General features: G+C 62.7%; 23 protein-coding genes. 14 read left to right on the top strand and 9 right to left on the bottom strand.

The genetic code is table 11. The features are described from left to right. Positions 1-37: 37 nt before the first annotated feature. On the bottom strand, positions 38-853 hold the full coding sequence (locus V1289_RS18305) for a cysteine rich repeat-containing protein (protein ID WP_334398186.1): 816 nt from the start codon (positions 851-853) through the stop codon (positions 38-40). Between the two features lie 199 nt (positions 854-1,052). Here V1289_RS18305 and V1289_RS18300 point away from each other — a divergent pair, with 199 nt between their 5' ends. Together V1289_RS18300 and V1289_RS18295 are read left to right on the top strand one after the other, a co-directional pair. Then, positions 1,053-2,255 (top strand): efflux RND transporter periplasmic adaptor subunit, encoded by a 1,203-nt coding sequence (locus V1289_RS18300; RefSeq protein WP_334398185.1) that lies wholly within the window; start codon positions 1,053-1,055, stop codon positions 2,253-2,255. An 8-nt stretch (positions 2,256-2,263) separates the two neighbouring features. Beyond that, positions 2,264-5,431: an efflux RND transporter permease subunit gene (locus tag V1289_RS18295; protein ID WP_334398184.1), complete on the top strand. Its 3,168-nt coding sequence runs from the start codon at positions 2,264-2,266 to the stop codon at positions 5,429-5,431. Between the two features lie 164 nt (positions 5,432-5,595). On the opposite strand, the gene V1289_RS18290 is transcribed toward V1289_RS18295, so the two are convergent. Further along, the gene (locus V1289_RS18290; RefSeq protein WP_334398183.1) at positions 5,596-6,597 is read right to left on the bottom strand and encodes an NADP-dependent oxidoreductase; all 1,002 of its coding nucleotides are present in this window, start codon (positions 6,595-6,597) and stop codon (positions 5,596-5,598) included. 223 nt (positions 6,598-6,820) lie between these two features. On the opposite strand from V1289_RS18290, the gene V1289_RS18285 reads away from it, so the two are divergent. Next, positions 6,821-8,113, top strand: a complete 1,293-nt coding sequence (locus V1289_RS18285) for a dicarboxylate/amino acid:cation symporter (protein WP_334398182.1) — start codon at positions 6,821-6,823, stop codon at positions 8,111-8,113. Positions 8,114-8,124: 11 nt separating this feature from the next. Next, positions 8,125-9,057, top strand: coding sequence for an amino acid ABC transporter substrate-binding protein (locus V1289_RS18280; RefSeq protein ID WP_334398181.1), 933 nt, complete (start codon positions 8,125-8,127; stop codon positions 9,055-9,057). Between the two features lie 156 nt (positions 9,058-9,213). Here V1289_RS18280 and V1289_RS18275 read toward each other — a convergent pair whose 3' ends face one another. Then, positions 9,214-10,161: an ATP-grasp domain-containing protein gene (locus V1289_RS18275; protein WP_334398180.1), complete on the bottom strand. Its 948-nt coding sequence runs from the start codon at positions 10,159-10,161 to the stop codon at positions 9,214-9,216. 293 nt (positions 10,162-10,454) lie between these two features. On the opposite strand from V1289_RS18275, the gene V1289_RS18270 reads away from it, so the two are divergent. The 3 genes from V1289_RS18270 to V1289_RS18260 all read left to right on the top strand — a co-directional run bounded on the left by V1289_RS18270 (position 10,455) and on the right by V1289_RS18260 (position 14,250). Further along, entirely contained in the window at positions 10,455-11,228 is a 774-nt protein-coding gene (locus tag V1289_RS18270; protein WP_334398179.1) for a ferredoxin--NADP reductase, read from the top strand. Positions 11,229-11,555: 327 nt separating this feature from the next. Then, on the top strand, positions 11,556-12,428 hold the full coding sequence (locus V1289_RS18265; protein ID WP_334398178.1) for a patatin-like phospholipase family protein: 873 nt from the start codon (positions 11,556-11,558) through the stop codon (positions 12,426-12,428). 190 nt (positions 12,429-12,618) lie between these two features. Next, complete coding sequence (locus V1289_RS18260) at positions 12,619-14,250, top strand: FMN-binding glutamate synthase family protein (RefSeq protein WP_334398177.1); 1,632 nt, start codon at positions 12,619-12,621, stop codon at positions 14,248-14,250. A gap of 15 nt (positions 14,251-14,265) precedes the next feature. Here the strand turns inward: V1289_RS18260 and V1289_RS18255 are convergent, their stop codons facing one another. From V1289_RS18255 to V1289_RS18230, 6 genes are all read right to left on the bottom strand, one after another. Continuing rightward, positions 14,266-15,033 carry a transporter gene (locus tag V1289_RS18255; RefSeq protein WP_334398176.1) on the bottom strand — a complete coding sequence of 256 codons (768 nt, stop codon included), beginning with the start codon at positions 15,031-15,033 and terminating at the stop codon, positions 14,266-14,268. A 49-nt stretch (positions 15,034-15,082) separates the two neighbouring features. Beyond that, positions 15,083-17,080 carry a carbohydrate porin gene (locus V1289_RS18250; RefSeq protein ID WP_442896187.1) on the bottom strand — a complete coding sequence of 666 codons (1,998 nt, stop codon included), beginning with the start codon at positions 17,078-17,080 and terminating at the stop codon, positions 15,083-15,085. A 457-nt stretch (positions 17,081-17,537) separates the two neighbouring features. Further along, positions 17,538-18,812: a CDF family Co(II)/Ni(II) efflux transporter DmeF gene (gene dmeF, locus V1289_RS18245; protein ID WP_334398175.1), complete on the bottom strand. Its 1,275-nt coding sequence runs from the start codon at positions 18,810-18,812 to the stop codon at positions 17,538-17,540. A gap of 8 nt (positions 18,813-18,820) precedes the next feature. Next, the gene (locus V1289_RS18240; protein ID WP_074272746.1) at positions 18,821-19,099 is read right to left on the bottom strand and encodes a metal/formaldehyde-sensitive transcriptional repressor; all 279 of its coding nucleotides are present in this window, start codon (positions 19,097-19,099) and stop codon (positions 18,821-18,823) included. Positions 19,100-19,356: 257 nt separating this feature from the next. Further along, on the bottom strand, positions 19,357-19,626 hold the full coding sequence (locus V1289_RS18235; RefSeq protein WP_334398174.1) for a hypothetical protein: 270 nt from the start codon (positions 19,624-19,626) through the stop codon (positions 19,357-19,359). Positions 19,627-19,751: 125 nt separating this feature from the next. Further along, positions 19,752-20,576, bottom strand: a complete 825-nt coding sequence (locus V1289_RS18230; protein ID WP_334398173.1) for a creatininase family protein — start codon at positions 20,574-20,576, stop codon at positions 19,752-19,754. Positions 20,577-20,729: 153 nt separating this feature from the next. Here V1289_RS18230 and V1289_RS18225 point away from each other — a divergent pair, with 153 nt between their 5' ends. The 7 genes from V1289_RS18225 to V1289_RS18195 all read left to right on the top strand — a co-directional run bounded on the left by V1289_RS18225 (position 20,730) and on the right by V1289_RS18195 (position 26,915). Next, positions 20,730-21,749 (top strand): ABC transporter substrate-binding protein, encoded by a 1,020-nt coding sequence (locus tag V1289_RS18225; RefSeq protein WP_334398172.1) that lies wholly within the window; start codon positions 20,730-20,732, stop codon positions 21,747-21,749. A gap of 5 nt (positions 21,750-21,754) precedes the next feature. Beyond that, positions 21,755-22,561, top strand: coding sequence for an ABC transporter ATP-binding protein (locus tag V1289_RS18220; protein ID WP_334398171.1), 807 nt, complete (start codon positions 21,755-21,757; stop codon positions 22,559-22,561). Beyond that, positions 22,558-23,346, top strand: a complete 789-nt coding sequence (locus tag V1289_RS18215; RefSeq protein ID WP_334398170.1) for an ABC transporter permease — start codon at positions 22,558-22,560, stop codon at positions 23,344-23,346. Before V1289_RS18220 ends, V1289_RS18215 begins: the two co-directional genes overlap by 4 nt. Further along, positions 23,346-24,335: a 2-hydroxyacid dehydrogenase gene (locus tag V1289_RS18210; protein ID WP_334398169.1), complete on the top strand. Its 990-nt coding sequence runs from the start codon at positions 23,346-23,348 to the stop codon at positions 24,333-24,335. The genes V1289_RS18215 and V1289_RS18210 overlap by 1 nt, the downstream gene beginning before the upstream one ends. Further along, a complete protein-coding gene (locus V1289_RS18205; RefSeq protein ID WP_334398168.1) occupies positions 24,335-25,051 on the top strand; it encodes an AprI/Inh family metalloprotease inhibitor in 717 nt (238 codons plus the stop codon). Before V1289_RS18210 ends, V1289_RS18205 begins: the two co-directional genes overlap by 1 nt. 162 nt (positions 25,052-25,213) lie before the next feature. Continuing rightward, positions 25,214-25,609, top strand: a complete 396-nt coding sequence (locus tag V1289_RS18200; RefSeq protein WP_334398167.1) for a YciI family protein — start codon at positions 25,214-25,216, stop codon at positions 25,607-25,609. 31 nt (positions 25,610-25,640) lie between these two features. After that, positions 25,641-26,915: an RNA polymerase sigma factor gene (locus tag V1289_RS18195; RefSeq protein ID WP_334398166.1), complete on the top strand. Its 1,275-nt coding sequence runs from the start codon at positions 25,641-25,643 to the stop codon at positions 26,913-26,915. Position 26,916: the final 1 nt, after the last annotated feature.

Raw genomic sequence — 26,916 nt, 5'->3', positions numbered from 1 at the left:
GATCCCCGATGGAAGGATCGCCGGCGGCGGGCGCGATTTATTGCGCGGAAAACTGGGCCAGGACGTCCTTGCAGGCGGGCGACAGCGAGGCCGCCTGCGTCGCCAGGCATTGCACGATACGGCCGCCGCCGGGCGCCACGCCGCCGCAAAGCGAGCGGACGTCGCCGCCGCATGCCGACCGCAGGACGAACAGTTGCTCGCGCGGCCGCATCGGCCGCAGCACGATGACGGCTGGCGCCGCCGGCGCTGTGGCTGCCGGAGCGTCGGTCGCTGCTGCCGCAGGTGCGCCGGCCGCCGGCGCTGCGCCACCGCCGCCGGCTGCGGCGACGGCCCTCTCGCAGGCTGGCGAAAGCTTCGATTTGTTCTTCTCCAGGCACTGCAAAGCCGGCGCGCCGCCGGTCGGCACCCCCGCGCAGACTTTTGGATAGTCGGAACGGCAGGCGCTGCGGATGGCGGAAATTTGCGCGCTGTTCGGCTGCTTCGCCGTCGTTCCCGCCGCGGCCTTGGGCGCTGCGGTTTCCGGTTTGGTGGTTGCAGCGGCCGGAGCCGACTCCGTTTTCGGTGCAGCCGGAGCGGACTCGGCCCTGGGTTCGGCCGGGGGTTCGACGGTCTGAACGGCGCTCTTGCAACTCGCGGAGAGGCTCGACATGTTCTTCTGCAGACATTGCAGCGATGCTTCACCGCCCGGCGGGATGCTGGAGCAATGCGCGATGTAATCGGAGCGGCATTGGGATTTGATCGCGTCGCGCTGGGCCTGGCTCGGCGCTTGCGCAAATCCCGGTGCTGCAGTTGCGAATGTCGCAGCCGCCAGCAGCACCCAAAGCTTCGCCGCACGTTTCAACGTGTTGATCATTTGCATAAATCCTTTTGTTGTCGCTGGAGCCGCCGCTTCAACCGAATTGAATTATGAACAAACCGGCGAAAAAACTTTCGCGGCCGACATCATTTTAGCTTTCGGGTTCCACTGCAAGCAGATTGTTGCTATTCATGGCTCGCGAAACGTTGTCGAACAAAAAGCCTTTTCCTGAAGCAAACTTCATAGAGGCACGGAAATGAGACGTACGCGCGCGCCGGCACATTTCAAGCTGGATGATATTGTGCGGCTGCGAACCGCCGCTGCTTTGCGTATTGCCTTCGTCACATTTTCTTTCGTCGGCTTAAGTGCCTGTGAACAAAATAGTTTTGTGCCGCCGCCGCCACCCAAGGTTGAAGTCGGGTTGCCGGTGCAACGCTCCATCACGCGCTACATCGAGGCGACCGGCAACACCGCGCCGATCAAGAACGTCGATCTGGTCGCGCGGGTGCAGGGGGTGCTGCAATCGATCAATTATCAGGACGGCAACTTCGTGAAGGAAGGCACCACGCTGTTCACGATCGAGCCCGATACCTACAAATTCAAGCTCGAACAGGCGCAGGCCGCCGAAGCCGGCGCGCAGGCATCGGTGAAGCAGGCCGAGGCAGACTTCAAACGGCAGTCGGATCTGGTCCAGCGGCAGGCCGTCTCGCAGGCGACGCTCGACACCTCCACGTCCGCGCGCGACAACACCCAGGCCAATTTGCTGCAGGCCGAGGCGAACACCAAGATCGCGGCGGTCAATTACGGCTACACCAATGTCGTGGCGCCATTCGACGGCGTGGTCAGCGCCCATCTCGTATCCGTCGGCGAACTCGTCGGCGCGGCGTCGCCGACCCAGCTTGCCACCATCGTGGCGCTCGATCCGATCTATGTGAATTTCAACGTCAACGAACAGGACGTGCTGCGGGTCCGGCAAGAGGCGCGCCGTCGCGGCCTGACGTCGAACGAGCTCAAGACGTTCCCGATCGAGGTCGGATTGCAGACCGACAGCGGCTACCCGCACAAGGGTAATCTGGATTACGCCGCGCCGACGCTCACTCAGTCGACCGGGACGCTCGCGGTGCGCGGCGTGCTGCCCAATCCCGATCGCGTGCTGTTGCCCGGCTACTACGTTCGTGTCCGCGTTCCCTTCGAACAGCAGGCGAACGCGCTGCTGGTCCCCGACGTCGCTCTCGGCAGCGATCAGGCCGGACGCTATGTGCTGGTCGTGAATGGCGACAACGTCGTCGAGCAACGCAAGGTCCAGGCCGGGCCGCTGGAGGGCGATCTGCGCGTCATCGAAAGCGGCCTCAAGGCCGATGATCGCGTCGTCACCGCCGGGCTGTTGCGCGCGATCCCCGGCCAGAAGGTCGATCCGCAGCTAACCAAGAGTGAAGCGTCGCCGGCTCCAGCCAAATAGGATCGGCCATGATTTCGAAATTCTTCATCGAGCGGCCGGTTCTCTCCAACGTCATCGCGATCCTGATGATCCTGATCGGCGGTGTGTGCCTGTTTCGGCTTGCGGTCGCGCAATATCCCGACGTCGTGCCGCCGACGGTGCAGGTCACGACACGCTATCCCGGCGCTTCCGCCAAGACCGTGATCGACACCGTGGCGCTGCCGATCGAGCAGCAGGTCAACGGCGTCGAAGACATGCTCTATATGCAGTCCTACAGCGGCGCCGACGGCACCTATTCGCTGACGGTAACGTTCAAGATCGGCACCGATCTCAACTTCGCGCAGGTGCTGGTGCAGAACCGGGTGTCGAGCGCGCTGTCGCAGCTGCCGCAGTCGGTGCAGAACCAGGGCGTCACCGTCCAGAAGAAATCCACGGCGATCCTGCTGTTCGTGACGCTGACCTCGCCGAAGGAGACCTACGACAGCCTGTTCCTCTCGAACTACGCCACCATCAATGTCCGGGACGAATTGTCGCGATTGCCTGGGGTCGGCAACGTCACCGTGTTCGGCGCCGGCCAGTATTCGATGCGGGTCTGGCTCGATCCGAACAAGCTGCAGGTCCGCGCGCTGATGCCGCAGGACGTCATTTCCTCGATCCAGCAGCAGAGCCAGCAGGTCACCGCGGGTCAGGTCGGCATGCCGCCGACGCCGGCGGGACAGGCCTTCCAGTACACGCTCAACGTCAACGGACGGCTCGACGACACCAGTCAGTTCGAGGACATCATCGTCAAGACCGGCACCAATGGCGATGTGACCAGGGTGCGCGACGTCGGCTGGGTCGAGCTTGGCGCGCAGACCTACAGCCAGGTATTCTCGCTCAACAACAAGCCGGCCACCGGCATCGGCGTATTCCAGTCGCCCGGCGCCAACGCGCTCGAGGTCGAGGCGGCGGTCCAGAAGAAGATGGCGGCGCTTGCGACGCAATTTCCGCAGGACATCAAGTACGACACGCCGTTCGACACCACCAAGTTCGTCTCGGCCTCGATCAACGAGGTCTACAAGACGCTGATCGAGGCCGGCTTCCTCGTCCTGATCGTGATCCTGATCTTCCTGCAGGACTGGCGCGCGATGCTGGTGCCGGCCACCACGGTGCCGGTGACGATCATCGGCGCCTTCGCCGCGATGGCGGCGCTCGGTTTTACCGTCAACATCTCGACCCTGTTTGCGATCGTACTCGCGATCGGGATCGTGGTGGATGACGCCATCGTCGTGGTCGAAGGCGCTGCCCATAATATCGAAAAGGGCATGTCCGGCCATGATGCGGCGATCAGCGCCATGGATGCGCTGTTTGCGCCGATCATCGGCATCACGCTGGTTTTGATTTCGGTGTTCCTGCCGTCGGCCTTCCTGCCGGGTTTGACCGGCAGAATGTACTCGCAATTCGCGCTGGTCATCGCCGCGACCGCGCTGTTGAGCGCCGTCAATGCCGCCACCTTGAAGCCGACGCAGTGCGCGTTGTGGCTGCGCCGCCCGGTGCCGCCGGAACAGCGCAACTTCTTCTATCGCGGCTTCAACGCCGTCTATGACCGCCTGGAGCGGGGGTACGCCCGGTTGATCGGCCGCCTGGTGGCGCACAGCAATCTGTCGGTGATATCGGCGCTGATCCTGATCGGCATCGCCGGCTACGGCCTGTCGAGGGTGCCGACGGGCTTCATTCCGATCGAGGACCAGGGCTATTTGCTGGTGGCGGTGCAGTTGCCCGACGGCGCCGCACTCGATCGCACCCAGCGCGTGCTCGATCAGGTCAGCGACCTCGCCGGCAAGACGCCGGGCGTCGAGCAGGTGATCAGCATCGCCGGCATATCGGCGCTCGACAACAGTTCCAGCCTCGCCAATGCCGGCGTCGCCTATCTGATCCTGAAGGAGTGGAGCGAGCGTGGCCCGGGCCAGGACCTCCGGTCGCTGTTCGTCGGACTGAACGAGAAACTGTCGGTGATCCCGGAAGCGCGGATCCTGGTGGTTCCGCCGCCGCCGATCCAGGGCATCGGCAACGCCGCCGGCTTTGCCATGCAGGTCCAGCTCCGCGACGGCAATTCCGATTTCGGCAAGTTGCAGGCCATCACCGGTGCCATCGTTGCCAACGCGCAGACGCAAAGCGCGCTGCAGCGCGTCAGTTCGCCGTTCCGCTCGATGGTGCCGCAGTTCGACGTCGATGTGGACCGGATCAAGACCCAGACCCTGCATGTCACCACCGACCAGATCTTCTCGACCTTGTCTTCTTATCTGGGGTCTTCCTACATCAACCAGTTCAACAAGTTCGGCCGCACGTTCCAGGTCTACGCCCAGGCGGATGCGCAATTTCGCCTGACGCCGCGGGACATTGAAAAACTGTATGTGCGCAACAGCCAGGGCGACATGGTTCCGCTCGGCACGGTGGCGAAGATCATGCCTTCGGTCGGCCCTTCGCTGATCAGCCTGTACAATCTCTATCCGTCCGCGACCATCATCGGCCTGCCCGCCACGGGCTACAGTTCCGGCCAGTCGATGACGCTGATGGAGGAGATTGCGGCCAAAACCTTGCCGCCGGGCGCCGGCTATGAATGGACGGCGATGTCGTACCAGGAGAAGGTCGTCGGCGGCCAGATCTACTGGGCTTTCGGGCTTGCCCTGCTGCTCGTGTACCTCGTGCTGGCCGGACAATATGAAAGCTGGTACGCGCCGATCTCCGTGATCCTGGCCGTGCCGCTTTCATTGCTGGGCCCGATGTCGGTGCTCACGGCGTTGCGGATCGAGAACAATCTCTACACCCAGATCGGCATCATCCTGCTGATCGCGTTGTCGGCCAAGAACGCGATCCTGATCGTCGAGGTCGCGCTCGAGCTTCATGTGCGCGACCGCAAGCCGCTGCTGGAATCCGCGGTGGAGGCGGCGCGCGCGCGGTTCCGGCCGATCCTGATGACGTCGTTTGCCTTCATCCTCGGCGTGGTGCCGCTGGTGCTCGCGACCGGCGCCGGCGCCAACGCCCGCAAGTCGATCGGCATCACCGTGTTCTCGGGCATGCTGGCCTCGACCTGTCTGGCCGTGCTGTTCGTGCCGACGTTCTTCGTCGTGGTGCAGCGGTTCGAGAACTGGCTGGCAGGGAGAAAGGCAGGGAAGGCCGGCGCGCAAGGGATTCCGCAGGCGCCGACGTTGCATTAACAAACTCGTCATTGCCGGGCTTGACCCGGCCATCCCACGTTCTGGCGGTCGCTCCGCAACAAAGGCGTGGATGGCCGGGCGTAGGCGAGCGGAAGCGACGCCGTCCTTCGGACGGCTGTGCCCGGCCATGACGGAAAGTGAAGTATCTTCGCTTTAAAAGGCCCTCACACCTTCACCATCCGCTTGCCGCGGTTTTCGCCGGCGAGCAGTCCGATCAGCGCCTTTGGCGTATTCTCCAGGCCGTCGATCACGTCCTCCTGTACCTTCAGTTTGCCGGAGGCGACCCAGGACTGCAGGTCCTTCAGGGCGGAATCGCGCTGGTCCATATAGTCCATCACGATGAAGCCCTGCATGATGAGCCGCTTCACCACGATCAGGCCCGGGACGCCGCGCGGGCCATGCGCCGACGGCACGCCGTCATATTGCGAGATCGCACCGCAGCAGGCGATGCGGCCGCGATTGTTCATCAGCGACAGGCAGGCTTCCAGAATGTCGCCGCCGACATTGTCGAAATAGACGTCGATGCCCGTCGGCGCCGCCGCCCGCAGCGCCTTGTAGGTCGCGCCGTCCTTGTAATCGACCGCGGCGTCGAAGCCGAGTTCGCTGGTGAGCCAATGGCACTTGTCCTTGCCGCCGGCGATGCCGACGACATGGCACCCCTTGATCTTGGCGATCTGGCCGACGATCGACCCGACCGAGCCGGCCGCCGCCGAGACCACGACGGTTTCACCTTCCTTTGGCTTGCCGACGTGGAGCAGGCCGAAATAGGCGGTGAGGCCGGCGATGCCGTAGACCGAGAGCAGATGTGTCATCGGCTCCAGCTTCGGCATCTTGTTCAGGTGTTTTGCCGGCACGGCGGCGTAATCCTGCCAGCCGGTATCGCCGAACACGATGTCGCCCGCCTTGAGGCCAGGCGCTTTCGAGGACACCACTTCGGCAATGCCGCCGCCGGCCATCACGGTGTTGGCCTCGACCGCTGCACGGTAGGTTGCGCCGTGCATCCAGGCCCGGTTGGCGGCATCCAGCGAGATATAGCGCGTCCGCACCAGGGCCTCGCCGTCCTTCGGCTCGGGGACAGCCCCCTTGGACATCTTGAAATGCTCGGGTCCGAGTTTCCCGGTCGGCTTTTCCACCAGCAGGATCTGGCGATTGACGGTGTCGTTCATGGCGGTCTCTCCCCTCGACTTGCGGTTCTTTTGGCAATTCTTGATGCAATTGACCGCGCATGAGGCGCTCAATTGCACACATTGTGCGCTGCATTGAACGCTAGTCGGCGCGCGCGCATTCCACAACGGGAACATTGCGGCAAGGCCGCCGATCTTTTTAAGCGTGTTGCGTCGCTCCCGAAATCTGCCAAACTCTGGGCTGCCGGAACTTACGGGGGTAAAAATGTCCAGCAGGTTTACGCAATTCATTTTGATCGCGATGGGGCTCGGCATCGTGATGGGGACACTGATTTTCAATTATCTGCCCGACAGCCGGGTGGAGATCGCAGCCGACGTAAACCTGATCGCGATGCTGTTCCTGCGCCTGATCAAGATGATCATCGCGCCGCTGGTATTTGCCACGCTGGTCGGCGGCATCGCTCATATGGGCTCCGGCGCCAAGTTGGGGCGGGTCTTCGCCAAGACCATGGGCTGGTTCGTCAGCGCCTCCTTCGTCTCGCTGCTGCTCGGCCTCCTGATGGTCAATCTGCTGCAGCCCGGCGCCAACTTCCCGGGCACGTTGCCCGACAAGGCGCAGTCGACCGGCCTGCCGGTATCGGCGTTCTCGATCGAGAAATTCCTGACCCATTTGATCCCGACCTCGATCGCGGACGCGATGGCGCAGAATGAAATCCTGCAGATCGTGGTATTTGCCGTGTTCTTCGCGGTGGCGCTGGGCGCCATGCCGGAGCGGTCGAAGCCGATCATGTCGCTGATCGACGATCTCGCGCACATCATGCTCAAGGTCACCGGTTATGTGATGCTGTTCGCGCCGATCGCGGTATGGGCGGCGATCACGGCGACCGTGGCCAAGAATGGCCTGCTGGTGCTGTGGAAGCTGATCGTGTTCATGGGCGGCTTCTATCTCTCGCTGCTGATCCTGTGGGCGATCCTGGTCATCGTCGGCTTCGTCGTCATCGGGCCGAGATACAGCCATTTGCTGCGGCTGATCCGCGAGCCGCTGATGATCGCGTTCTCGACCGCGTCTTCGGAGGCCGCCTACCCGAAGACGCTGGAAGGCCTCAATCGCTTCGGCGCGTCTTCGCGGATCTCGGCCTTCGTGCTGCCGCTCGGTTACTCGTTCAACCTCGACGGCACCATGATGTATTGCACCTTCGCGAGCATCTTCATCGCGCAGACCTACCACATCGAGATGCCGCTCGCGACGCAGCTTGCGATGCTCGCGACGTTGATGATCACCTCGAAAGGCGTCGCCGGCGTGCCCCGCGCCTCACTGGTCGTGATCGCCTCGACGCTCAGTCAGTTCGGCATCCCCGAGGCTGGCCTCTTGATGATCATGGGCATCGATACCTTCCTCGACATGGGACGCAGCGCCACCAACGTGATCGGCAACTCGCTGGCCACGTCCGTGGTGGCGAAGTGGGAGGGCGAGCTGAAGGCAGAGCATGAGCTCGGACCCGACGACGTCGTTCCCTCCGATACTGTTCCGGGTGACGCCGTATTGGCCGGCCACTGAGGGAGAGATGCATGCATCGATCTCCGGGGAGGCCGATATTGGCGGGCGGCTTGTTGCTGGCAGCATGTCTCCTGGCAACGGCCGCTTCCGCGCAGACAGCCGGAAGCGAGGGGCTTAGCCCCACGCTCGCCAATATCAAGAACACCCATACCGTGCGGCTGGGCTATCGCGAGAGCTCGCCGCCGTTCTCGTTCCTCGATCACTCCAACCGGCCGATCGGCTACAGCCTCGAATTGTGCGAGGCTATCGTCGACGAGATCGGCGTTGAGGTCGACGACTCCAATCTCAAGATCGAATACGTCAAGGTCACGTCGGACGACCGTATTCCGGCGGTGACGCAGAACAAGATTGATCTCGAATGCGGATCGACCACGGCCAACGCCGAGCGCGCCAAGCTGGTGGCGTTCTCGCCTTTGATGTTCGTGGCCGGCACCAAGCTGATGGTGCCGAAGGCCTCGGGCATCGCGGCGCCCGCGGATCTCAAGGGCAAGACCGTGGTGGTGACGAAAGGCACCACCAACGAACAGGCGATGCACAATGTCGACAAGAAATTCTCGTTGGGGCTGAACATCGTCACCGCCGGCGACCACGAGCAATCTTATCAGATACTGGTGGACGGCAAGGCCGATGCGTTTGCGACCGACGACATCCTGCTCTACGGCCTGATTGCGCGGCACAAGAGCCAGGACAAGTTCAAGGTGACGGGCGAATATCTGTCCTACGATCCCTACGGCATCATGTTCCGCAAGGGCGAGCCGCAGCTGACCGCGGTGGTCGAGCGGACCTTCCGCAAGCTCGGCTCGAACCGCGACCTGATCCCGCTCTACAACAAATGGTTCGTCTCGCGCCTGCCGACGGGGGAACGGCTCAACGTCGCGATCTCGCCGCAGCTCGAAGAGGCTTTCAAGGTGCTCGACGATACGCAAGGCACGAGCAACAACTAGGTGGCGGAATCGTAGGGTGGGCAAAGGCGCGCTTGCGCCGTGCCCACCGTCTATCCGCCTCGTTATTACGAGTGGTGGGCACGCGGAGCCTGTCATCGGGCGCGCATTAGCGCGACCCGTTGGCTTTGCCCACGCCACGAGATCATGCGGACGCGTTCACCCAAACACCTTGTCCAGCGCGGCATTGTAGGCGGCGTAGACGAGGTCGGGATGCAGTCTGCCGAGCGCTTCCATCTTCACCCCGGAATTGACTTCGAGGACTTGCCAGGCTCCGCCGGAGCGCACGACGTCGATCGACCCGAACCGGATGCCGACCGCCGTCGCGGCCTTGATCGCGAGTCCAACGCAGGCATCGCGGATATCGCCTTGTTCCAGCAGGACAGGCTGCGCGCCTGAATCGAGGTTGTGACGCCAGCTGAGCATGCGCCGCTGCCCCAGGGGCGGCACCGCGTCGAGGTCGGCCTTGTCCAGGTCGCCGGTCATGCCAGGCAGCACGCTCGATCCCTGCTCGGTCGATGTCGTTGCGAGCGCAAGCTCGCGCAGGGAATGCTTGCCGTCGCCGACGACCGACGGGCGGGTCTTGCTGTAAACGATGAGCGGAAGATCATCCAGCAGGACCACGCGAACCTCGTCTTCGATATCGACGTAAGGTGAAATCGCAAGACTCGGATAGGCGGAAAAAATCCGGGTCACGGCGCGTTCGAGTCCGGGTCTGGTCTTCACCAGGAAGACGGATTCGCCCGAGGTCCCTTCATTGGGTTTGACGACGAGACCTTCCGGGTGCTCCTCGAGTTGACGAAGCATCGCATCACGCGATCCCGATTCAGGGACATGCGAACTGAGTTTGGGGCCGAGATACAGCGTGTGTGGAATGCGGGGTACGCCGGAAAGCTTCAGGACATCGGCGGTTGCCGCCTTGTCGTTGGCGATCTGATGCGCGGCGGCGCCGTTCAGTCCGATATCATAGCCGAATGCGAGGCGGCGCCGCGATCCGCGCTGCATGACGATCAGCCAGCCGCCGGACTTAACCTCGATCGCAATTTCGTGCGCGAGACAATATTTCCTGACGGCATCGACGAATATTCGCTGGCTGGTAAGGACCACTAAATCATTTTCCCTTGGCGGCGGCTTTTGTAGCAATTAATTGCCAGATCGGCGGCAATCTCAGCAAGTTAATTACGCGCTCGTTTGGGCCTTAACGATATTGCGTCGAACCTTTTTATGAAATTAATCGACTGCCATTTCGAGTTCTCAATTGCGCGTCAGAGCATCTTGACTATCTCTGTTATCGGCGCAAATCACACGCAAGATCGTCAATGATTTCGGCCACTTTCGTGCGGTCGACGGCAGCTTAAGTCAATCGTTCTACATCAGGTCAATCGGAAAAACCAAAACACATGAGCGCATTCTATAGAGAGAAAGTTCTTTCTGTCCGGCACTGGACCGACACGCTTTTCAGCTTCACCGCCACCCGCGATTCCGGCTTCCGCTTCCAGAACGGGCAGTTTGCGATGATCGGCCTCGAGGTCGAGGGCCGGCCGCTGCTGCGGGCCTACAGCATGGCGAGCGCCAATCACGAGGAAGAACTCGAATTCTTCTCGATCAAGGTCGCCGACGGGCCGCTGACCTCGAAGCTGCAGAAGATCAAGCAAGGCGATACGATTCTGGTCGGGCGCAAGGCGACGGGTACGCTGATCACCGACAATCTGATCCCGGGAAAGCGCCTGCTGTTGCTGTCGACCGGCACGGGTCTGGCGCCGTTTGCGAGCCTGATCAAGGACCCCGACGTCTACGAGCGCTATGAGACCATCGTGCTCGTTCACGGCTGCCGGCAGGTTTCCGAGCTCGCCTATGGCGAAGAGCTGGTGGCAAAACTGCGCGACGATGAACTGTTCGGGCCGCTGTTGTCGGAGAAGCTGCTCTATTACCCGACCGTGACGCGCGAGCCGTTCCGCAACCGCGGCCGCATCACCGACCTGATCACCTCGGATCAGCTGTTCAACGACATCCACCAGCCGCCGCTCGATATCGAAACCGACCGCATCATGATGTGCGGCAGCCCGGGCATGCTGGTAGAGCTGCGCCAGCTGTTCGAGACGCGCAGCTTCCTCGAAGGCAGCCACAGCGAGCCCGGCCACTTTGTGATCGAGAAGGCGTTCGTCGAGCGGTAAGTCTGGTGTCCCGGACGCGGTGCAGCGCTTCTTCAGCGGTGCACCGCAGAGCCGGGACCCAACTTGCGGAAACATAGACCTTGGATCAGCAGCGCACCGCAAGAGCGCTGCGCAGCATCCGGGGAACGCACCTACATTCGCGCTCATTCGTCATTCCGGGGCGATGCGAAGCATCGAACCCGGAATCTCGAGATTCCGGGTTCGCGTCGTCGACGCGCCCCGGAATGACAACCACCGCCATAGCTTCCCCCGTTCCACCGCTGCTATAACGCCCCGAACGTCGCGCGGCCGGTTGCCGACGCGGCGACCCCAGGGAGCGAACAGGCGTTGTCGGTACTCGAACAGATTGGCCCGGTGAAAACGGCATTCGTTTTCGCGGGCGGAGGCAGCTTCGGCGCCATCCAGGTGGGGATGTTGCACTCGCTCGCCGCGCACGGAATTGTTGCCGACATGGTGGTCGGCTCCAGCGTCGGCGCCCTGAACGGCGCATTCTATGCGGGCGATCCGACGCTCGGTGGGGTCGAGAGACTGGCTACCATCTGGCGCGGGCTGCGGCGGCGCGACGTTTTCCCGATGAGCTGGCGGACGGTGCTGAGCTTTCTGTGGCGCCGTGATTTCCTGATCCCGCATGACGGCATCCGCAAGCTGGTCGACGATCATATTCCCTATCGCAACCTGCAGGACGCCAGACTGCCGGTGCATATCGTCACCACCGATATCATCTCCGGCGACAGCGTGGTGTTGTCGGAAGGCTCGACCGCCGAGGCGATCGTCGCCTCGACCGCGATTCCCGGTGCGTTTGCGCCGATCCGTCACAACGACTACTACCTTGCCGATGGCGCGATCTCCAGCAACACGCCGATCAAGGTCGCGGTCAAGAAGGGCGCGATGCGGCTGATCATTCTGCCGACGGGGCATGCCTGCGCGACGCAGGCGCCGCCGGTTGGCGCGGTCGCCAATGCGCTGCATGCGCTGACGCTGTTGATTGCGCGGCAATTGGTCAGCGAGTTGGAAAGTCTCGATCCTGCAATCGAATATTTCGTGGTGCCGCCGCTGTGCCCGCTGGTGGGATCACCCTACGATTTCTCGCGAACCGCCGATCACATCGACCGCGCCATTGCGACCACCGATGCCTGGCTGGCGCAGCACGGCCTCCAGCAGGGCAAGATCCCTCACGAGATGCGGCCGCATCGTCATTAGCGGCGAGAGATTCGGCGGTTACGCTGCACTGCAAAAGGCGTTCTGGATTATTGGATTGACCGCGGGAATAACTAACTTTTTCCGCGATCCGCTGTCACATCGGTGATCGCCGCACCGTATATCGTATAGTGCTTGTTCCGCTGGTTGGATTAAGCTGTGGATGACAAGGATCATCCGCCCGAGGGATAATATGGAAACGCTGCTGCTTCCGTTCTCGCCACGCTTCATCGTGCTGACGATTTGCGGCGTCGTCACCGCGCTGCTTCTTTCGATCGGCGTTTTTGACCACAATCCCAAGATTTGGGAAGTGGTGTTGGTTCCAATCCTGATCTTCGGCGCCCTCACGCTGCTCGGAGTCCGCGATCTCGTGCAGAAGAGCCACGCGGTGCTGCGGAATTATCCGATCTCGGCGCATATCCGTTTCCTGCTCGAAGAGATCCGGCCGGAAATGCGGCAGTATTTCTTCGAGAGTGAAAAGGACGGCATGCCGTTCAGCCGCGACACCCGCGCCCTGGTGTACCAGCGCGCCAAGATGGTGCTCGACAAGCGGCCGTTCGGCACCCAGGAAGACGTCTATCGCGACGGCTATGAATGGATGCACCATTCGGTGGCGCCGAAGCCGCGTGCCGAGGAGCAATTCCGCATCACCATCGGCGGTCCGGATTGCACCAGGCCGTATTCGGCCTCGGTCTTCAATATCTCGGCGATGAGCTTTGGCGCGCTCAGTCCAAATGCGGTTCGTGCTTTGAACGCCGGCGCCAGGAAGGGCGGCTTCGCGCACGACACCGGCGAGGGCGGCGTCAGCCCCTATCATCGCGAAATGGGCGGCGACATCATCTGGGAAGTCGGCTCCGGCTATTTCGGCTGCCGCAACCGCGACGGCAGCTTCAATCCGGAGGAATTCACGCGCGTCGCCGGCGACGACCAGATCAAGATGGTTGAGCTCAAGATCAGCCAGGGCGCCAAGCCCGGGCATGGCGGCGTGCTGCCGGCAGCCAAAGTCTCGGCGGAGATCTCCAAGATCAGGGGCGTCGCGATGGGCGAGGATTGCATCTCGCCGGCCTATCACCGGGCGTTTTCGACACCGCTGCAAATGATGGCGTTCATCGGCGAGATGCGAAGGCTGTCCGGCGGCAAGCCCGCCGGATTCAAGCTGTGCATCGGCCACCCCTGGGAGTTCCTCGCGATCTGCAAGGCGATGCTGCAGACCGGAATCTATCCGGATTTCATCGTGGTCGACGGCAATGAAGGCGGCACCGGTGCTGCGCCGCTGGAGTTCATGGACCATCTCGGCATGCCGATGCGCGAGGGCGTCAACTTCGTGCACAATGCACTGATCGGCATCAATGCGCGCGATCGCATCAAGATCGGCGCTTCGGGAAAGATCGCGACCGCCTTCGATATGGCGCGCGCCATGGCCATCGGCGCGGACTGGTGCAATTCGGCGCGCGGCTTCATGTTTTCGCTGGGCTGCATCCAGTCACTGAGCTGCCACACCGACCGCTGTCCGACTGGCGTAACCACGCAGGATCCAAGCCGCGCTCGGGCGCTGGTGGTGCCGCACAAGGTCGAACGGGTTTACAATTATCATCACGCCACCCTGCATGCGCTGTCGGAGTTGATCGCAGCCGCAGGCCTCGAACATCCCCGGGATATTCGGCCGATCCATTTCTCGCAGCGAACCTCGACGAGAGAGGTCTGTTCATTCGCGAAGCTCTATCCATCGCTTCGTCCGGGCGAGTTGATCGACGGCACCGCCGATCCGCGCTTCCGCGAGGCCTGGGCCATGGCGCGGGCGGAGTCGTTCCAGCCCGCGGGGTGACGTTGGCGCGGCAACTCAGCGCGCGGAGGCGCGAAACAGATCGTCGAACCGGAAGGAATATCCGACGCCGACGATATAGTTCGGGGAATTCCGGTTGAGACCGAACGCGACGTGGAAGTCGATCTGCTGGGTCCTGGTCAACAGATAGCCGCCGCCGGTATTGAACAGCTGCACGCTGCTGCCGCGGGAGGGATAATCGCCGACATATTCGACGAACAGTGACGCGCGCTCGGTGACTTTCTTTTCGAGCACGAAAGTCGCCTCCGTGGTCTGCCTGTTGGCAAGGTTGGCGGGAAAAAAGAAGGTTGTCAGCATGCCGCTGGTCCCCCAGCCGCCGCCAAGTTCATGCGACCATGGGAATTGCAGATAGGGCTGCAGACCGGGTCCGGTGATCTTGGCAGCGCCGGTGGGCAGACCCGCGCCCGCCGTCACCGACAAATTCCACGGCTCCGGAAGCGAACTGAACTGCCATTTGACGGCAGGCGCCACATTGCCGAAGCCGCTGGCCGCATCGCCCTTCAGGCGGCCGAAATAATTCGGCACGTCGACCAGAAATTCCAGGCATGGGGCAATGCCCAGCCTCAGCCAGCTATTGGTGCCGTCGAAAGTCTTTTCGGACCCGCGCCCGGTTGTGTTGATTCCGTTCTCGCTCTGCAGGCTGCCCACGGGAACGACGAGGCTGGAATTGGTAACATCGGGCCGGTCGGTGGCGATCTCCGAGCCGGAACCCGGGCACTCGCCGGCGTAGGCAATCGTCGGCGCGCCCAGGATTGCGAGAACCATAGCCAGGGCCCGGGCGAGCGACCCGCGCCTGGTGTTGACGGCTGAAGCGTCAGAACTCGCCATGGAGGCGGCCGGAGAAAATCGAGACGGGGCCACGGTCGGCATTGTAGGCGGGGTTGGCGATCAGCTGATAGTCGGCCGTCAACGTGAAGTGCGTGTCGATCGAATAGGCGTAATACGCCTCGAGGATGCGTTCGTTGCGGTAATTAAGCTGGCCGTCGCCGATCAGGAGACCGAGGCCGCCCGCGGCCAGGAAATCGCGGTGCGCGCTGGAAAGTCCATTGATGGCGCCGCCAACGCCAATCGTGTCGCTTGGGCGTCCCCAATAGCTGCCTTTGACCGACAGGCCGCCTGAAACGCTGCGATCGACGTCGGTAAACGAAAGGATTTCGTTCTGCCCGTCATTCCAGCTTGCGCGCGCGAACAGGCCAATGTCCTTGGCGATCTGCTGCTCGGCATTGGCGTAGAATCCGTATTTGGGATTATCGCGCCGGATACCCGTCATGACAGCGTTGATATCGAGCGCGGGATCCATCCCCTCGATTGCCAGCGCCTCGCGATAGTTGCCGGTGTTGCCACGATTTCCGAACACGCCGAGCCGGACCTTGCCGGGCTGATCGAAGATCGAATATCGGCCTTCAAATTCGACCACGGCGCCGCCCGTCTTGAAGACGAGGATATCGGTGTTGGGAGCGTCCGGCACCTGGAATAGGCCCGCGCGTACCGCCCAGTCCTTGCGGTTGAGCTCGACCACGGCGCCGCGGGTGTAGCCCGGCAGATCGGCGGGAAAGTCGTAGGCCGCCGACGACCACATCGCCCAGTTCATGAAATCCGCGCGCGGGTCTTTGGCGTAGGAATTGCCGTCGAAGAAGTCGCCGACCGCGAAACGTCCGACGATCAGCGTCACGCGATCGATATCGCGCTTGCCCGGCAATTGATTGGGGCCGTCGGCGACATCTTCCTGTTCGCCGCCAAGGCCGAACGTCTGCTTCAGGTAATAGCGTTGCGGACGAATTTTCGGAAACGCTGCGCCGGCTTTTTGCGCTTCTCCGTTCGGAAAACCGGCCAGTCCCAGCGTGCCGTTGAGGCCAAAGCCCTGCGCGAGCTCCGGGTTGAAATAGAACTCGCCGCCTTCCCAGAGCCGCAGCCCCAGAAAGGCCGTCGTCGTCCAGGTCTCCTGAATCTGTCCTGGTCCCGGAAGGCTGTTGGCGCCAGCGTAGGGCGACCGGAAGGATGGATAGGCTTGCGGAATAAACGTCGTCTGCGCATGCACATTCCAGTCGTTCGATTGCGCAAACGCGGATTGACCGTTGGTGAGAACCGACGGAGCCCAGGGCGTATCGCCAAACCGGTAGTTGAGCCCAAACTTGATCAGGTGGATGCGGGGATCGACATTGACGCCCGGCAAGGCGAAGTCGCTGAGATCGTACATCCGGTGCGCGAGATCGATGTAGTCATATTCGAGCTTGGCGCTCCAGTTGCCGCCGACGGCAAACTCGGCGCCGGCGCCGACGGTCCAGCCGGTGTGGTATTGCCCGGGAGAGGAGAGGATCTCTCTGCCGCCATCGTTGATATTGATGTGGCTGTGCCCCCAGGCAAAGCCACCCGTCAGATATGGCATCCACATTCCGAATGCATAGCCGACACGGCCGCGCAAAGTGCCGGTGTAGTCGATCGTCGCATTGAACGGAGCCGGTGCTCGCCGCGGCAGGTCGACCGGACTGGGGAACGACGCGTCGGCCTCGATGCCGAGCACGACGCGGTTGGAGAACTGCCTGTTGTAACCGGCTTGATAACCGCCGATCAGGCCCGTGACGCTGTGCGGAAAGAACGCGCCCTGTTCGGGAAGCGGATTGGTGCCGGCGCCCAAACCGCCGTCGCCATAACCGACATGGCCGCCGAGATAGAAGCCGGTCCAGTCATAAACCGCTTTATAGGCAGGCGCTTTCAGCGCCATATCAGCGGCGAGCGCAGGACTGCCGAGCGCGAGCGCGCCGAAGGCGGCGCCGGCAAAGACATGTCTTGGGGAGCGGCGGTCGCAGTTCATCGATGCGGATACTTCCAGCGCGAATATTCCGGCAGCGTTTTGCCGCATCACTGCAGATTTGATGGCTCGCCGCCACCCAAGAAATGAAGTCATCAACCCCGCCGCCCCCGGTCGGATTCCACAATTCTCCCGATCAAAGCCAGATCGGGAAAATGCACGATTCATTTCCGATCGTTATTGCAAGTAATTCGCAATAGCAAGAAGGATTGGGAACCTCCATGTTGGATGGCATTGCCTGATGACAATTGCGCAACAGGGTTCGGGCCAGCCGATCGAAGGGGACGGGGTGGGGGGCGAACCAGCCGGCCGGATGAGGCGCCCGCGTCGGACGCGGGAGATCAAATCAGCCGACCATCAGCAATTGGCGGCACGAGACTATGGCGGCACCCTTGACGCACTTGACCACGAAATGGGTCAGATCGGAGGCGAAGCGCTACAATTCCTGTTGCTGCGAAAGTCAGGGCTTGTGCGCAACCTCGACGGTGAGATGCGACAACGATTTGAAGCGCGCGAGCCGGTTGCGATAATAATCAGCCTCACGTTCCCGGCTGGTGACGACCGAAATGATCGCCCCGAGATGTCCCGGTCCGAGGCGCCAAAGATGCAGATCGGCGAGCGTGTCACCCCCGGCCTCAACCTCCTCACGCAGCTTGTCGGCCATGCTCCTGTCGGGATTCATATCGAGCAGGATAGCGCCGGTGTCGCGGATCAGTCCGTAAGACCAACTGGCAATGACGCAGGCGCCGACGATGCCTGCAAGAGGGTCCATCCAGAGCCAGCCAAAGGCGCGGGCGAGCAACAGGCCGACGATCACCAGCACCGATACGGCGGCGTCGGCGACAACATGGATCACGGCGGCGCGCATATTGTTGTCACGGGCCGTTGATCCATGCGCGTGTTCGTGCTCTTCGAAAACGACGGGATAATTCATCTCGCCGGTACGAACTGTTGCGGTGAATGCGTGCGGTTCAGGAATCTCGCCGTGCGACTCCAGGAAGCCGCCCTTGTCCCGCATGGCGAAAAGCTGTCGTGTGCCATCGGGACGCACGGTTTCGATTGACCACGCCTGCGCCTCGAGGGCGGAGCCGGTGATGCCGCGCAGCCGGAAGCGCGGCGGTACGCCGTCTTCAAAAACTTCGAGGACAACGAACCCGGCGGTGGTTGCGATTTGATGCGACTCGTCATGGTCATGGTCATCATGCGCGTGACCGTGTCCATGGCTATGTCCATGACCTCGGTCATGGCTATGTCCATGACCGTGGTCGTGATGCCCGCCGCTCAGCAGCCATGCGCTCGCGATATTGACCGTCAGGCCAAGGCAGGCAATCGGGATGGCCTCCCTGAAATGAATGGCGACGGGTTCGAAGATACGACTGACGGATTCATAACCGATCAGCAACGCGATCATGGCCAGCACGATGGCGCTGGTGAAGCCGGCGAGATCGCCAAGCTTACCGGTGCCGAAGGTGAAGGCCGGATTGTTGGCGTGCTTGCGGGCGTAAGTATAGGCGAGCGCGGCCAACAGCAGCGCGCCGGCATGCGTGCTCATATGCAATCCATCCGCCACAAGAGCGATGGAACCGAACAGCAGGCCGCCGACGATTTCCGCGACCATCATCATCGCGCAGAGCCAGATGACCGCCCAGGTCCGGCGCTCGCTGGTCTCGTGCCCCTCGCCGAGGAAGACATGGCTGTGAAAGGCCGCGGCTGCGCCGCTGTTATCGTCGATCATGCGAATTCTCACTTCAGATAGGTGTGGACCACTTCGATGAGCTGATCCGCCGCGTCGGCGTTAAGCGCGCCCGGATTTTTCTCGGGGTCGACGAGATGGGTGCGGATGTGGTCCTCGACCACTTCGGCCATCAGGCCCGCGACGCCGCCGCGAACGCCCGCAATCATATGCATGATGCGCTCGCATTCCGCCTCGTCGGTCAGCGCCCGCTCGATCGCTTCGATCTGGCCGCGAATGCGGCCTACCCGGGCCAGCAGCTTCTTCTTCTCTCGCACGGTATGTGTCATGCGGGCTAGATAGGGTACCCCCCTATTCTATGTCAAGCCGGGGATCGATCGCCGGGATCAATGAAATCGTTGCCAAAAAAGGTTGACCCGCCCGGGGGGACAACCGGGCGGGTCGGGTGCGGCACGGGGTGGATGAGGCGCCCGTGCCGGACGCGGAATCCACGATCAGAGCGTTTTCAAGCGAGAGCCTGCTCCGGACTTGATCCGGGGTAGACGGCGGTCGCGGGAGGAAAACGCGTCAAACCAAAAGTCGATCGTCAGTAACCGCAGTTACGCACGCGTCCGAGATAGTTGCCGTAAGCGTCGAACTGGCGAACCCAGACGCAGCGGCGATAGCCACCGTCGTAGTAGTAGCCGTCATTGCTGGCGGCGATCGCGCTGCCGACAATCGCGGCGCCGACGAGGCCGGCGCCTACGCCCCAGCCCCAGCCGATCGGCTTGGCTTGTGCCTGGGTGGTGGACGCGATCGTACCGGTAACGGCAAGGGCAGCGAGGGCAGCAGCGGCAATCCTGGTCTTGATCGACATGAGAAACTCCATCCGGTTTTAAGCGGCCATGTGGTCCGCATGCCCAGTTGGACGGAGGCTTTTCGATTCCGGTTCGAATCGCGATCGACGATGTCCGGATATGGACTATTCGCTAGATAATACAGTTACTTAGACGATCCGCAGGGGCCGTCTGAAAGCTTCATCACGTCGAAGTTATCGACATCGGCGAGCAATTCGCAGAACGCGCGGGCGCCGTGATCGAGCAGTTGTTCGCCCTTCTCGGCGGTGGCCTGTGTCGCGTCTCCGGCGGCGCCGCTCGGATGGAGATCCTGCGCCTGCCACGCGAATGGCGCCGGCCGGTGCGCCGAAAGCCAGCGATAATCCTTTTCCATCGCGATACTCGCGGGACGAAAATCCGCGATCGCCGCTTGGCGCACGGTTTCCGGATAGCGCGCCAGCATGATCGAGGTTTCGATCGCACCGCCATGGATGCCGTGGCGCAATTCTTCCGCTGGAAACAGTCCCTCCGGCGTACCGAAGCGCGACCAGCTCGTGGTGACTACCAAAAGTCCGTGCTGCGCGCGCAAATCCTGCGCGACCAGCGTCATGGCCGCACTGTTGCCGCCATGGCTCGTCACCATCACCAGCTTGCGGATTCCGGCGCGCGCGACGCTCTCGCCGAGCGCCATCCATGTCTTTAACGCGATGTCCGTGGGCAGCGTCAGCGTGCCCGGATAATGGAGATGTTCGGTGGAAATGCCGACCGGCTGCAGCGGCAGGAAGGTGGCGGGGATCGTGTCCGCCAGACGTTCCCGCACCCGCGCCAGATAGGCCTCCGCAATCATGACGTCGGTGCCGAGAGGCAAATGCGGGCCGTGCTGTTCGGTCGCCGCCAGCGGCAGCACCGCGATCCAGCGCGCGGGCTCGCTTGCTGCGATATCGGGCCAATGGATGTCGGTCCAGTCGCGGGGCGGAAGGGGAGAGGTCATCAAGCGAAGCGTTTCATTGGACGAATTTGCGAGGTAGTTTGTTAGTCCTTCCGGGGACGTGATCCCTGCCCTCGGGCGTGATTCACGTCCAGAGGACGTGATCCACGTCCACAACCACCTATTATGGGCCAGAATGATCGACGGAGTCCAACCATGAACCCGGCCTTTTTGCCGCGAACGTTAACCGCGGCTGTTTTCGCCGTTATTGCGGCGCTCGTGCCTGCGCGCGCCCAGACCCTGGACAAGGTCTCGTTCGGAACCAATTGGGTCGCGGAAGCCGAGCATGGCGGCTTCTTCCAGGCCGTTGCCGACGGCACCTACAGGAATTACGGGCTCGACGTCACCATCGTGCCCGGCGGTCCCAACAACAACAACCGGATGCTGCTGACCGCCGGCAAGCTCGACTTCTTCATGAGCGCGAACACGCTGCAATCATTCGATGCGGTGGCCAACAACGTGCCGCTGGTGACGGTCGCCGCCATTTTCCAGAAGGACCCGCAGGTCCTGCTCACCCATCCGGAAGTGAAAGTTACCAAGCTCGAGGATCTGAAGCCGCTGACGCTTTTGGTGTCGAAGGAAGGGATGACGAGCTATTTCCAGTGGCTGAAATCCGAATATGGCTTCAGCGAGAGCAAGGTTAAGCCCTACACCTTCAACTCGCAGCCATTCATCGTGAACAAGCAAAGCGCGATGCAGGGCTATGTCACCTCCGAGCCCTACGCGGTCGAAAAGGCCGCAGGCTTCAAGCCCGGAATTGTCCTGCTGGCCGACTATGGCTTCAACAGCTATTCGACCCTGATCGAGACCCGCCGCGAGATCGTCGACAAGAAGCCCGACCTGGTTCAGCGCTTCGTCGACGCGTCCGTCATCGGCTGGTACAATTATCTCTATGGCGACAACAAGCCGGCCAATGCGATGATCAAGCAGCTCAACCCTGACATGACCGACGAGCTGCTGGCCTATTCCGTCGCTAAGATGAAGGAGTATGGCATCGTCGATTCCGGCGATTCCCTGAAGAACGGCATCGGCGCCATCACCGACGAGCGGATGGCGAGCTTCTTCGACAAGATGGTCCGTGCCGGCGTCGTCCGCCGCGACATCGATTATCGGCAGGCGTATACGCTGCGCTTTGCCAACAAGGCCGTTGGTCTCGATTTGCGGCCGAAGAACTGAACCCGATGGCGGAGCCCACCTTGTCCGAAACCGGCGTCCGCGCCTCGGGGCTCGCGGTGAGCCTGCGCGGCGTGACGAAAATCTATGACAATGGCGTGACGGCGCTGGGACCGTTCGATCTCGACGTGGTCAGGGGCGAATTCGTTTCCCTGCTCGGCCCCTCCGGCTGCGGAAAATCGACCGCCTTGCGGCTGATCGCGGGGCTTAGCGCACCGAGTTCAGGCACGGTCAAATTGTCCCGTCGCACCGCGCGCGCGGGACATGCCATCGGCTTCGTCTTTCAGGAGCCGACCCTGATGCCGTGGACCAGCGTGCGGGAAAATGTCCGGCTGCCGCTGAAACTCGCGCAGGCGCCGGCGGCCGAAGCGGATGCGCGTGTCAGCGAGGCGCTGGTACAGGTCGGACTCGCCGAATTTGCCGACGCCTATCCGCGCGAATTGTCCGGCGGCATGAAGATGCGGGTGTCGCTGGCGCGCGCATTGGTGACCGATCCGGATATCCTTTTGATGGACGAGCCGTTCGCGGCCCTCGACGAGATCACCCGTTTCCGGCTCAACAACGATCTGCTGGCGCTGTGGCGCAATCTGCACAAGACCGTCATCTTCGTCACCCATTCGGTGTTCGAGTCGGTTTATCTGTCGCAGCGGGTGATCGTGATGACGTCGCGGCCCGGACGCATCAGCGCCGAGTTTCGCATCGACACGCCGGAACCGCGGGTCGAGGATTTTCGGATGTCGGCCGGCTATGCCGGCTACTGCCGCGAGGTTTCGCGTGCGCTGGCGCCGTCCTACTCCGGGCTGTCAGGCGCATGAGTTCAACGCAGAATCTTTTCCGCCTGTTGCTTCCCGTCGTCGTGCTTGCCTTGGGCATCGCGATCTGGGAATTCGTGGTCCGCGTCAACGATATCAAACCCTTTGTGCTGCCGGGACCTCTTTTGGTGTTTCAGACGCTGGTCAGCGACTGGCCGGTGCTGTCGCAATCGCTGGGCGTTACCCTGCTGACGACGCTTGAAGGGTTCTTGGCCGCGGCAGCCGGCGGCGTCGCGCTGGCGCTGTTGTTCAATCAATCGAAATGGCTGGAATATTCGCTGTTCCCCTATGCCGTGATCCTGCAGGTCACGCCGGTGATTGCGATTGCGCCGCTGTTGCTGATCTATCTGCAGCAACAGACCGCCGTGATCGTCTGCGCCTGGATCGTGGCCTTCTTTCCGGTGCTTTCCAACACCACGCTCGGACTGAATTCGGTCGATCGCAATCTGGCCGGGCTGTTTCAGCTCTATGGCGCGTCGCGGCTGCAGACGCTGCGTTACCTGAAATTGCCGGCCGCGCTGCCCTTCATCCTCGGCGGCTTGCGGATCGCAGGCGGCCTGTCCCTGATCGGTGCGGTGGTCGCCGAAATCGCGGCGGGGACCGCGGGCGCCGGTTCCGGTCTTGCCTTTCGCATAGCCGAGTCCGGCTATCGTCTCAACATTCCCCGAATGTTCGCGGCGCTGTTGCTGCTCTCGCTCGCCGGGATTGTCATTTATGGTGTGCTGGCGCTAATTTCGCATCTGGTACTGCGGCGCTGGCACGAAAGCGCGCTTGGAAAGGAAAACTGATGACTGCCGGAAATATCTCCTCTGAAAAGGTCGATTTGCTGGTCTACGGGCCGGTCAGGCCGATCCTTGAGAATGGCTTTTCGGACCAGTTCGTCCTGCATATGGCGGAAAGCCGGGGCGACCTCGAGCGATTGACGCCCGATGTGCTGGCCAGGACCCGCGGCATCGCGGTGACCTATCATACGGTGCCGGCCGACAGGAAGGCGCTGTCGCATTTTCCAAAGCTCGAGATCGTCGCCAGCTTCGGCGTCGGCTACGACCACGTCGATTCCGCCTACGCGCGCGAGCGCAATATCGTCGTCACCAATACGCCTGATGTGCTGACCGAAGAGGTCGCCGACGTCGCGATGGGACTGCTGATTTCGACCCTGCGCGAATTCGTCAAGGCTGACCGCTATCTGCGCTCGGGCCTGTGGCAGACGCAGAATTACCCCTTGAGCGTCGGCTCGCTGCGCGATCGCAAGATCGGCATCGTCGGCATGGGCCGGATCGGCCAGGCGATCGGACGACGTCTGGAAGCGTCACTCGTTCCGGTCTCCTATCACTCGCGCAAGCCGGCCGAAGGCGTGTCGTACAAGCATTATCCCGACCTGATGGAAATGGCGAAGGCGGTCGACACGCTGATCGTGATCGTGCCCGGCGGCGCCTCCACCGCGAAGATGATCAATGCCGATGTGCTCAAGGCCCTTGGGCCGCGCGGCGTGCTGATCAACGTGGCGCGCGGTTCGGTCGTCGACGAGCAGGCTTTGGTCGCGGCGCTGAAGTCGGGGACCATTCTGGCGGCCGGGCTCGATGTGTTCGCCAACGAGCCGAATGTGCCGGATGAATTGAAGGCGATGCAGAACGTCGTGCTGCTGCCGCATATCGGCTCGGCCTCCGTGGTCACGCGCAATGCGATGGATCAGCTCGTGGTCGACAATCTGAAGAACTGGTTTGCCGGCAAGCCGCCGCTGACGCCCGTCGCGGAGACTCCGGTGAAGGGGCGCTGATGTCCGGCGGTCGCATCCGGGTCGCGGTTGCAGCGCCGCTGGCGCTGCTCGCCGTGCTGGGATCCTCGGGATCGCCGGTGTGGTCGCAGGATGCCTCGACCCTGAAAAAGGACATGGTCGGCCAGTGGGAGCTCGCCACCACCGATCGCAGCAAGACCTGCGTCGTCACGCTGAAGAGCGATACGACGCCGCAGGGCCTCAAGCTCGAACTCGAGCCCGGCTGCGCCGCTGCGCTGCCGTTCACCAAGGATATCGTCGCCTGGAACATCAAGGGCCTCGGCGATATCGTCCGGCTGCAGAGTGCCAACGGCGAGGCGGTGGTCGACTTCACCGAAGTCGAGAGCGGCATTTTCGAGGGATTGCGAACCGGTGAGGGCGTCTACATCCTGCAAAATCTCGCGGCCGCCCGTTCGCTGGCCAAATCGATGGACCAGATGATCGGCGACTGGTCGATGGTGCGCGGCAACGGCCAGGCGATCTGCGGCCTGACGCTGACCAACACCGAGGCCAGCCAGGATAATTTCCAGGTCTTTCTGAAGCCGAAATGCGATGCCGCGATCTCGGCTTTCGCACCGACGCAATGGCGGCTCGATCATGGCCAGATGCTGCTGATGTCGGCCAAGGGCGAGACCTGGCAGTTCGAGGCGGACGACAACGCGCAGTGGCGAAAAGTGCCCGACAGCGCCGATCCGCTGATCATGGTCCGGGGGCAGTAGGCGCACGGACGGTTCAGCCGGCCGATTCGGGCATTCTCCCGGGAACCGGGGCGAAATTTTTCCGAAACGCGTGTCGATCCGGCCCCGGCTGGATCGTCGATCCCTATAGCGAGACAGTTTTGCGGTAATAATTGCCGCTTCTCGCCCAACAGGAGTTCATTTATGCGCTTCATGTATATCGTCACCTCCTCGCAACCCCCTCGGTCGCCGACGCCGGCGCTAATGGAGGCGATGGCCAAGCTCGCCGACCGGGAAATCAAGGCCGGCCGCATGATCGACAACGGCGGGCTGATGCCGGTCCAGACCGGCGCGCAGGTGCGCATCACCGACGGCAAGCTCAGCGTCGTCGACGGCCCGTTCGTCGAGACCAAGGAGATGATCGGCGGCTACGCGATCTTCGAGCTCCGGGACAAGGAAGAGGCCGTGGCGGCGGCCGTCGAGTTCATGCAGCTCCACCGGGAACACATGCCGGGCTGGGATGGAACCTGCGAGGTCCGCGCCTTCGCGACCCCGGGCATGGACGGCGCCTGCCAAGTCAATGTGAGCGCCCACGCCTGATGGCCGGGCCGGCTGAACGACGTCGGCGGCGATGACGGCCGCCGACGTCCATCGCACGATCCTCGCGGTCTGGCGCATCGAGCAGCCGCGGCTGATCACCAGCCTGTCGCGGATGCTGCGCGATGTGCCGCTGGCCGAGGATTTGACGCAGGAAGCGCTGCTGGCGGCGCTCGAACATTGGCCCGCGGCCGGGGTGCCGGAACAGCCCGGTGCGTGGCTGATGGCGACGGCAAAACGCCGGGCGCTGGATCATTTGCGCCGCGGCCGGATGCTGGCCCGCAAGCACGGCATGGTCGCGCTCGATCTGGCGCAGGAGCAGCAGGCGATGCCGGATCTGGACGCGGCCCTGGACGACGATATCGGCGACGAATTGCTGCGGCTGATCTTCACCGCCTGCCATCCGCGATTGTCGCGCGAGGCCCGCGCGGCGCTGGCGCTGCGCATGATCTGCGGCCTGACCACCGAAGAGATCGCGCGCGCCTTCCTGCTGCCGGAGGCGACCATCGCCCAGCGCATCGTGCGGGCGAAGCGGACGCTTTCGGAATCCGGACTCGCCTACGAAACCCCGCGCGGCGAAGAACTTTCGGAGCGGCTCGCCTCAGTGCTGGAGGTCGTCTATCTCATCTTCAACGAAGGCTACACCGCGGCACGCGGCGAGGAGTGGCTGCGGCCGCAACTCTGCAACGATGCGCTTCGCATGGGCCGTGTGCTGGTCAGGGTCGCGCCGCTTGAAGCGGAAGCCCACGGCCTGCTGGCGCTGATGGAGCTGAACGCCTCGCGCATCGCGGCGCGCACCGACCAGGCCGGCGATCCCATTCTGCTGATGGATCAGAACCGCGGCCTCTGGGACCGGCTGCAGATCCGCCGCGGCATGCTGGCGCTGAAGCGCGCGCATGAGCTCGGCGGCGCCGGCGGCTTCTACGCCTTGCAGGCCGCCATCGTCGCCTGCCACGCCGGGGCGAGCACACCGGAGGCCACCGACTGGCCGCGCATCGCGGGACTCTATGCCGAACTCTCAGCGCTGGTGCGTTCGCCCATCATCGAACTCAACCGCGCGGTGGCGGTCGGCATGGCCGACGGCCCGCAGGCCGCGCTTGCGATCGTGGACGCGCTCGCGCACGAGCCCGTGCTGAAAGCCTATCATCTGTTGCCGAGCGTGCGCGGCGATCTGCTGCACAAGCTTGGCCGCTACGAAGAGGCGCGCGCGGCGTTCGAAGCGGCGGCAGAACTTGCCGGCAACAAGCGGGAACATGATCTGTTGAAGCGCCGCGCCGCCGAGGCTGGCGCAGCGGCGATATCGCCATGAT

It is taken from the genome of Bradyrhizobium sp. AZCC 2289, assembly GCF_036924615.1.
In the GTDB taxonomy this organism is placed as follows: domain Bacteria; phylum Pseudomonadota; class Alphaproteobacteria; order Rhizobiales; family Xanthobacteraceae; genus Bradyrhizobium.
This window is presented reverse-complemented; position numbering and strand designations above follow the sequence as displayed.

Coding starts and splice junctions, on each gene's coding strand:
- V1289_RS18305 (WP_334398186.1), bottom strand. CDS start 853: ATGATCAACACGTTGAAACGTGCGGCGAAGCTTTGGGTGCTGCTGGCG.
- V1289_RS18255 (WP_334398176.1), bottom strand. CDS start 15,033: ATGGTTCTCGCAATCCTGGGCGCGCCGACGATTGCCTACGCCGGCGAG.
- V1289_RS18250 (WP_442896187.1), bottom strand. CDS start 17,080: ATGAACTGCGACCGCCGCTCCCCAAGACATGTCTTTGCCGGCGCCGCC.
- V1289_RS18220 (WP_334398171.1), top strand. CDS start 21,755: ATGGCGGAGCCCACCTTGTCCGAAACCGGCGTCCGCGCCTCGGGGCTC.
- V1289_RS18210 (WP_334398169.1), top strand. CDS start 23,346: ATGACTGCCGGAAATATCTCCTCTGAAAAGGTCGATTTGCTGGTCTAC.
- V1289_RS18295 (WP_334398184.1), top strand. CDS start 2,264: ATGATTTCGAAATTCTTCATCGAGCGGCCGGTTCTCTCCAACGTCATC.
- V1289_RS18300 (WP_334398185.1), top strand. CDS start 1,053: ATGAGACGTACGCGCGCGCCGGCACATTTCAAGCTGGATGATATTGTG.
- V1289_RS18225 (WP_334398172.1), top strand. CDS start 20,730: ATGAACCCGGCCTTTTTGCCGCGAACGTTAACCGCGGCTGTTTTCGCC.
- V1289_RS18230 (WP_334398173.1), bottom strand. CDS start 20,576: ATGACCTCTCCCCTTCCGCCCCGCGACTGGACCGACATCCATTGGCCC.
- V1289_RS18235 (WP_334398174.1), bottom strand. CDS start 19,626: ATGTCGATCAAGACCAGGATTGCCGCTGCTGCCCTCGCTGCCCTTGCC.
- V1289_RS18270 (WP_334398179.1), top strand. CDS start 10,455: ATGAGCGCATTCTATAGAGAGAAAGTTCTTTCTGTCCGGCACTGGACC.
- V1289_RS18205 (WP_334398168.1), top strand. CDS start 24,335: ATGTCCGGCGGTCGCATCCGGGTCGCGGTTGCAGCGCCGCTGGCGCTG.
- dmeF (WP_334398175.1), bottom strand. CDS start 18,812: ATGATCGACGATAACAGCGGCGCAGCCGCGGCCTTTCACAGCCATGTC.
- V1289_RS18215 (WP_334398170.1), top strand. CDS start 22,558: ATGAGTTCAACGCAGAATCTTTTCCGCCTGTTGCTTCCCGTCGTCGTG.
- V1289_RS18240 (WP_074272746.1), bottom strand. CDS start 19,099: ATGACACATACCGTGCGAGAGAAGAAGAAGCTGCTGGCCCGGGTAGGC.
- V1289_RS18200 (WP_334398167.1), top strand. CDS start 25,214: ATGCGCTTCATGTATATCGTCACCTCCTCGCAACCCCCTCGGTCGCCG.
- V1289_RS18290 (WP_334398183.1), bottom strand. CDS start 6,597: ATGAACGACACCGTCAATCGCCAGATCCTGCTGGTGGAAAAGCCGACC.
- V1289_RS18285 (WP_334398182.1), top strand. CDS start 6,821: ATGTCCAGCAGGTTTACGCAATTCATTTTGATCGCGATGGGGCTCGGC.
- V1289_RS18260 (WP_334398177.1), top strand. CDS start 12,619: ATGGAAACGCTGCTGCTTCCGTTCTCGCCACGCTTCATCGTGCTGACG.
- V1289_RS18195 (WP_334398166.1), top strand. CDS start 25,641: ATGACGGCCGCCGACGTCCATCGCACGATCCTCGCGGTCTGGCGCATC.
- V1289_RS18280 (WP_334398181.1), top strand. CDS start 8,125: ATGCATCGATCTCCGGGGAGGCCGATATTGGCGGGCGGCTTGTTGCTG.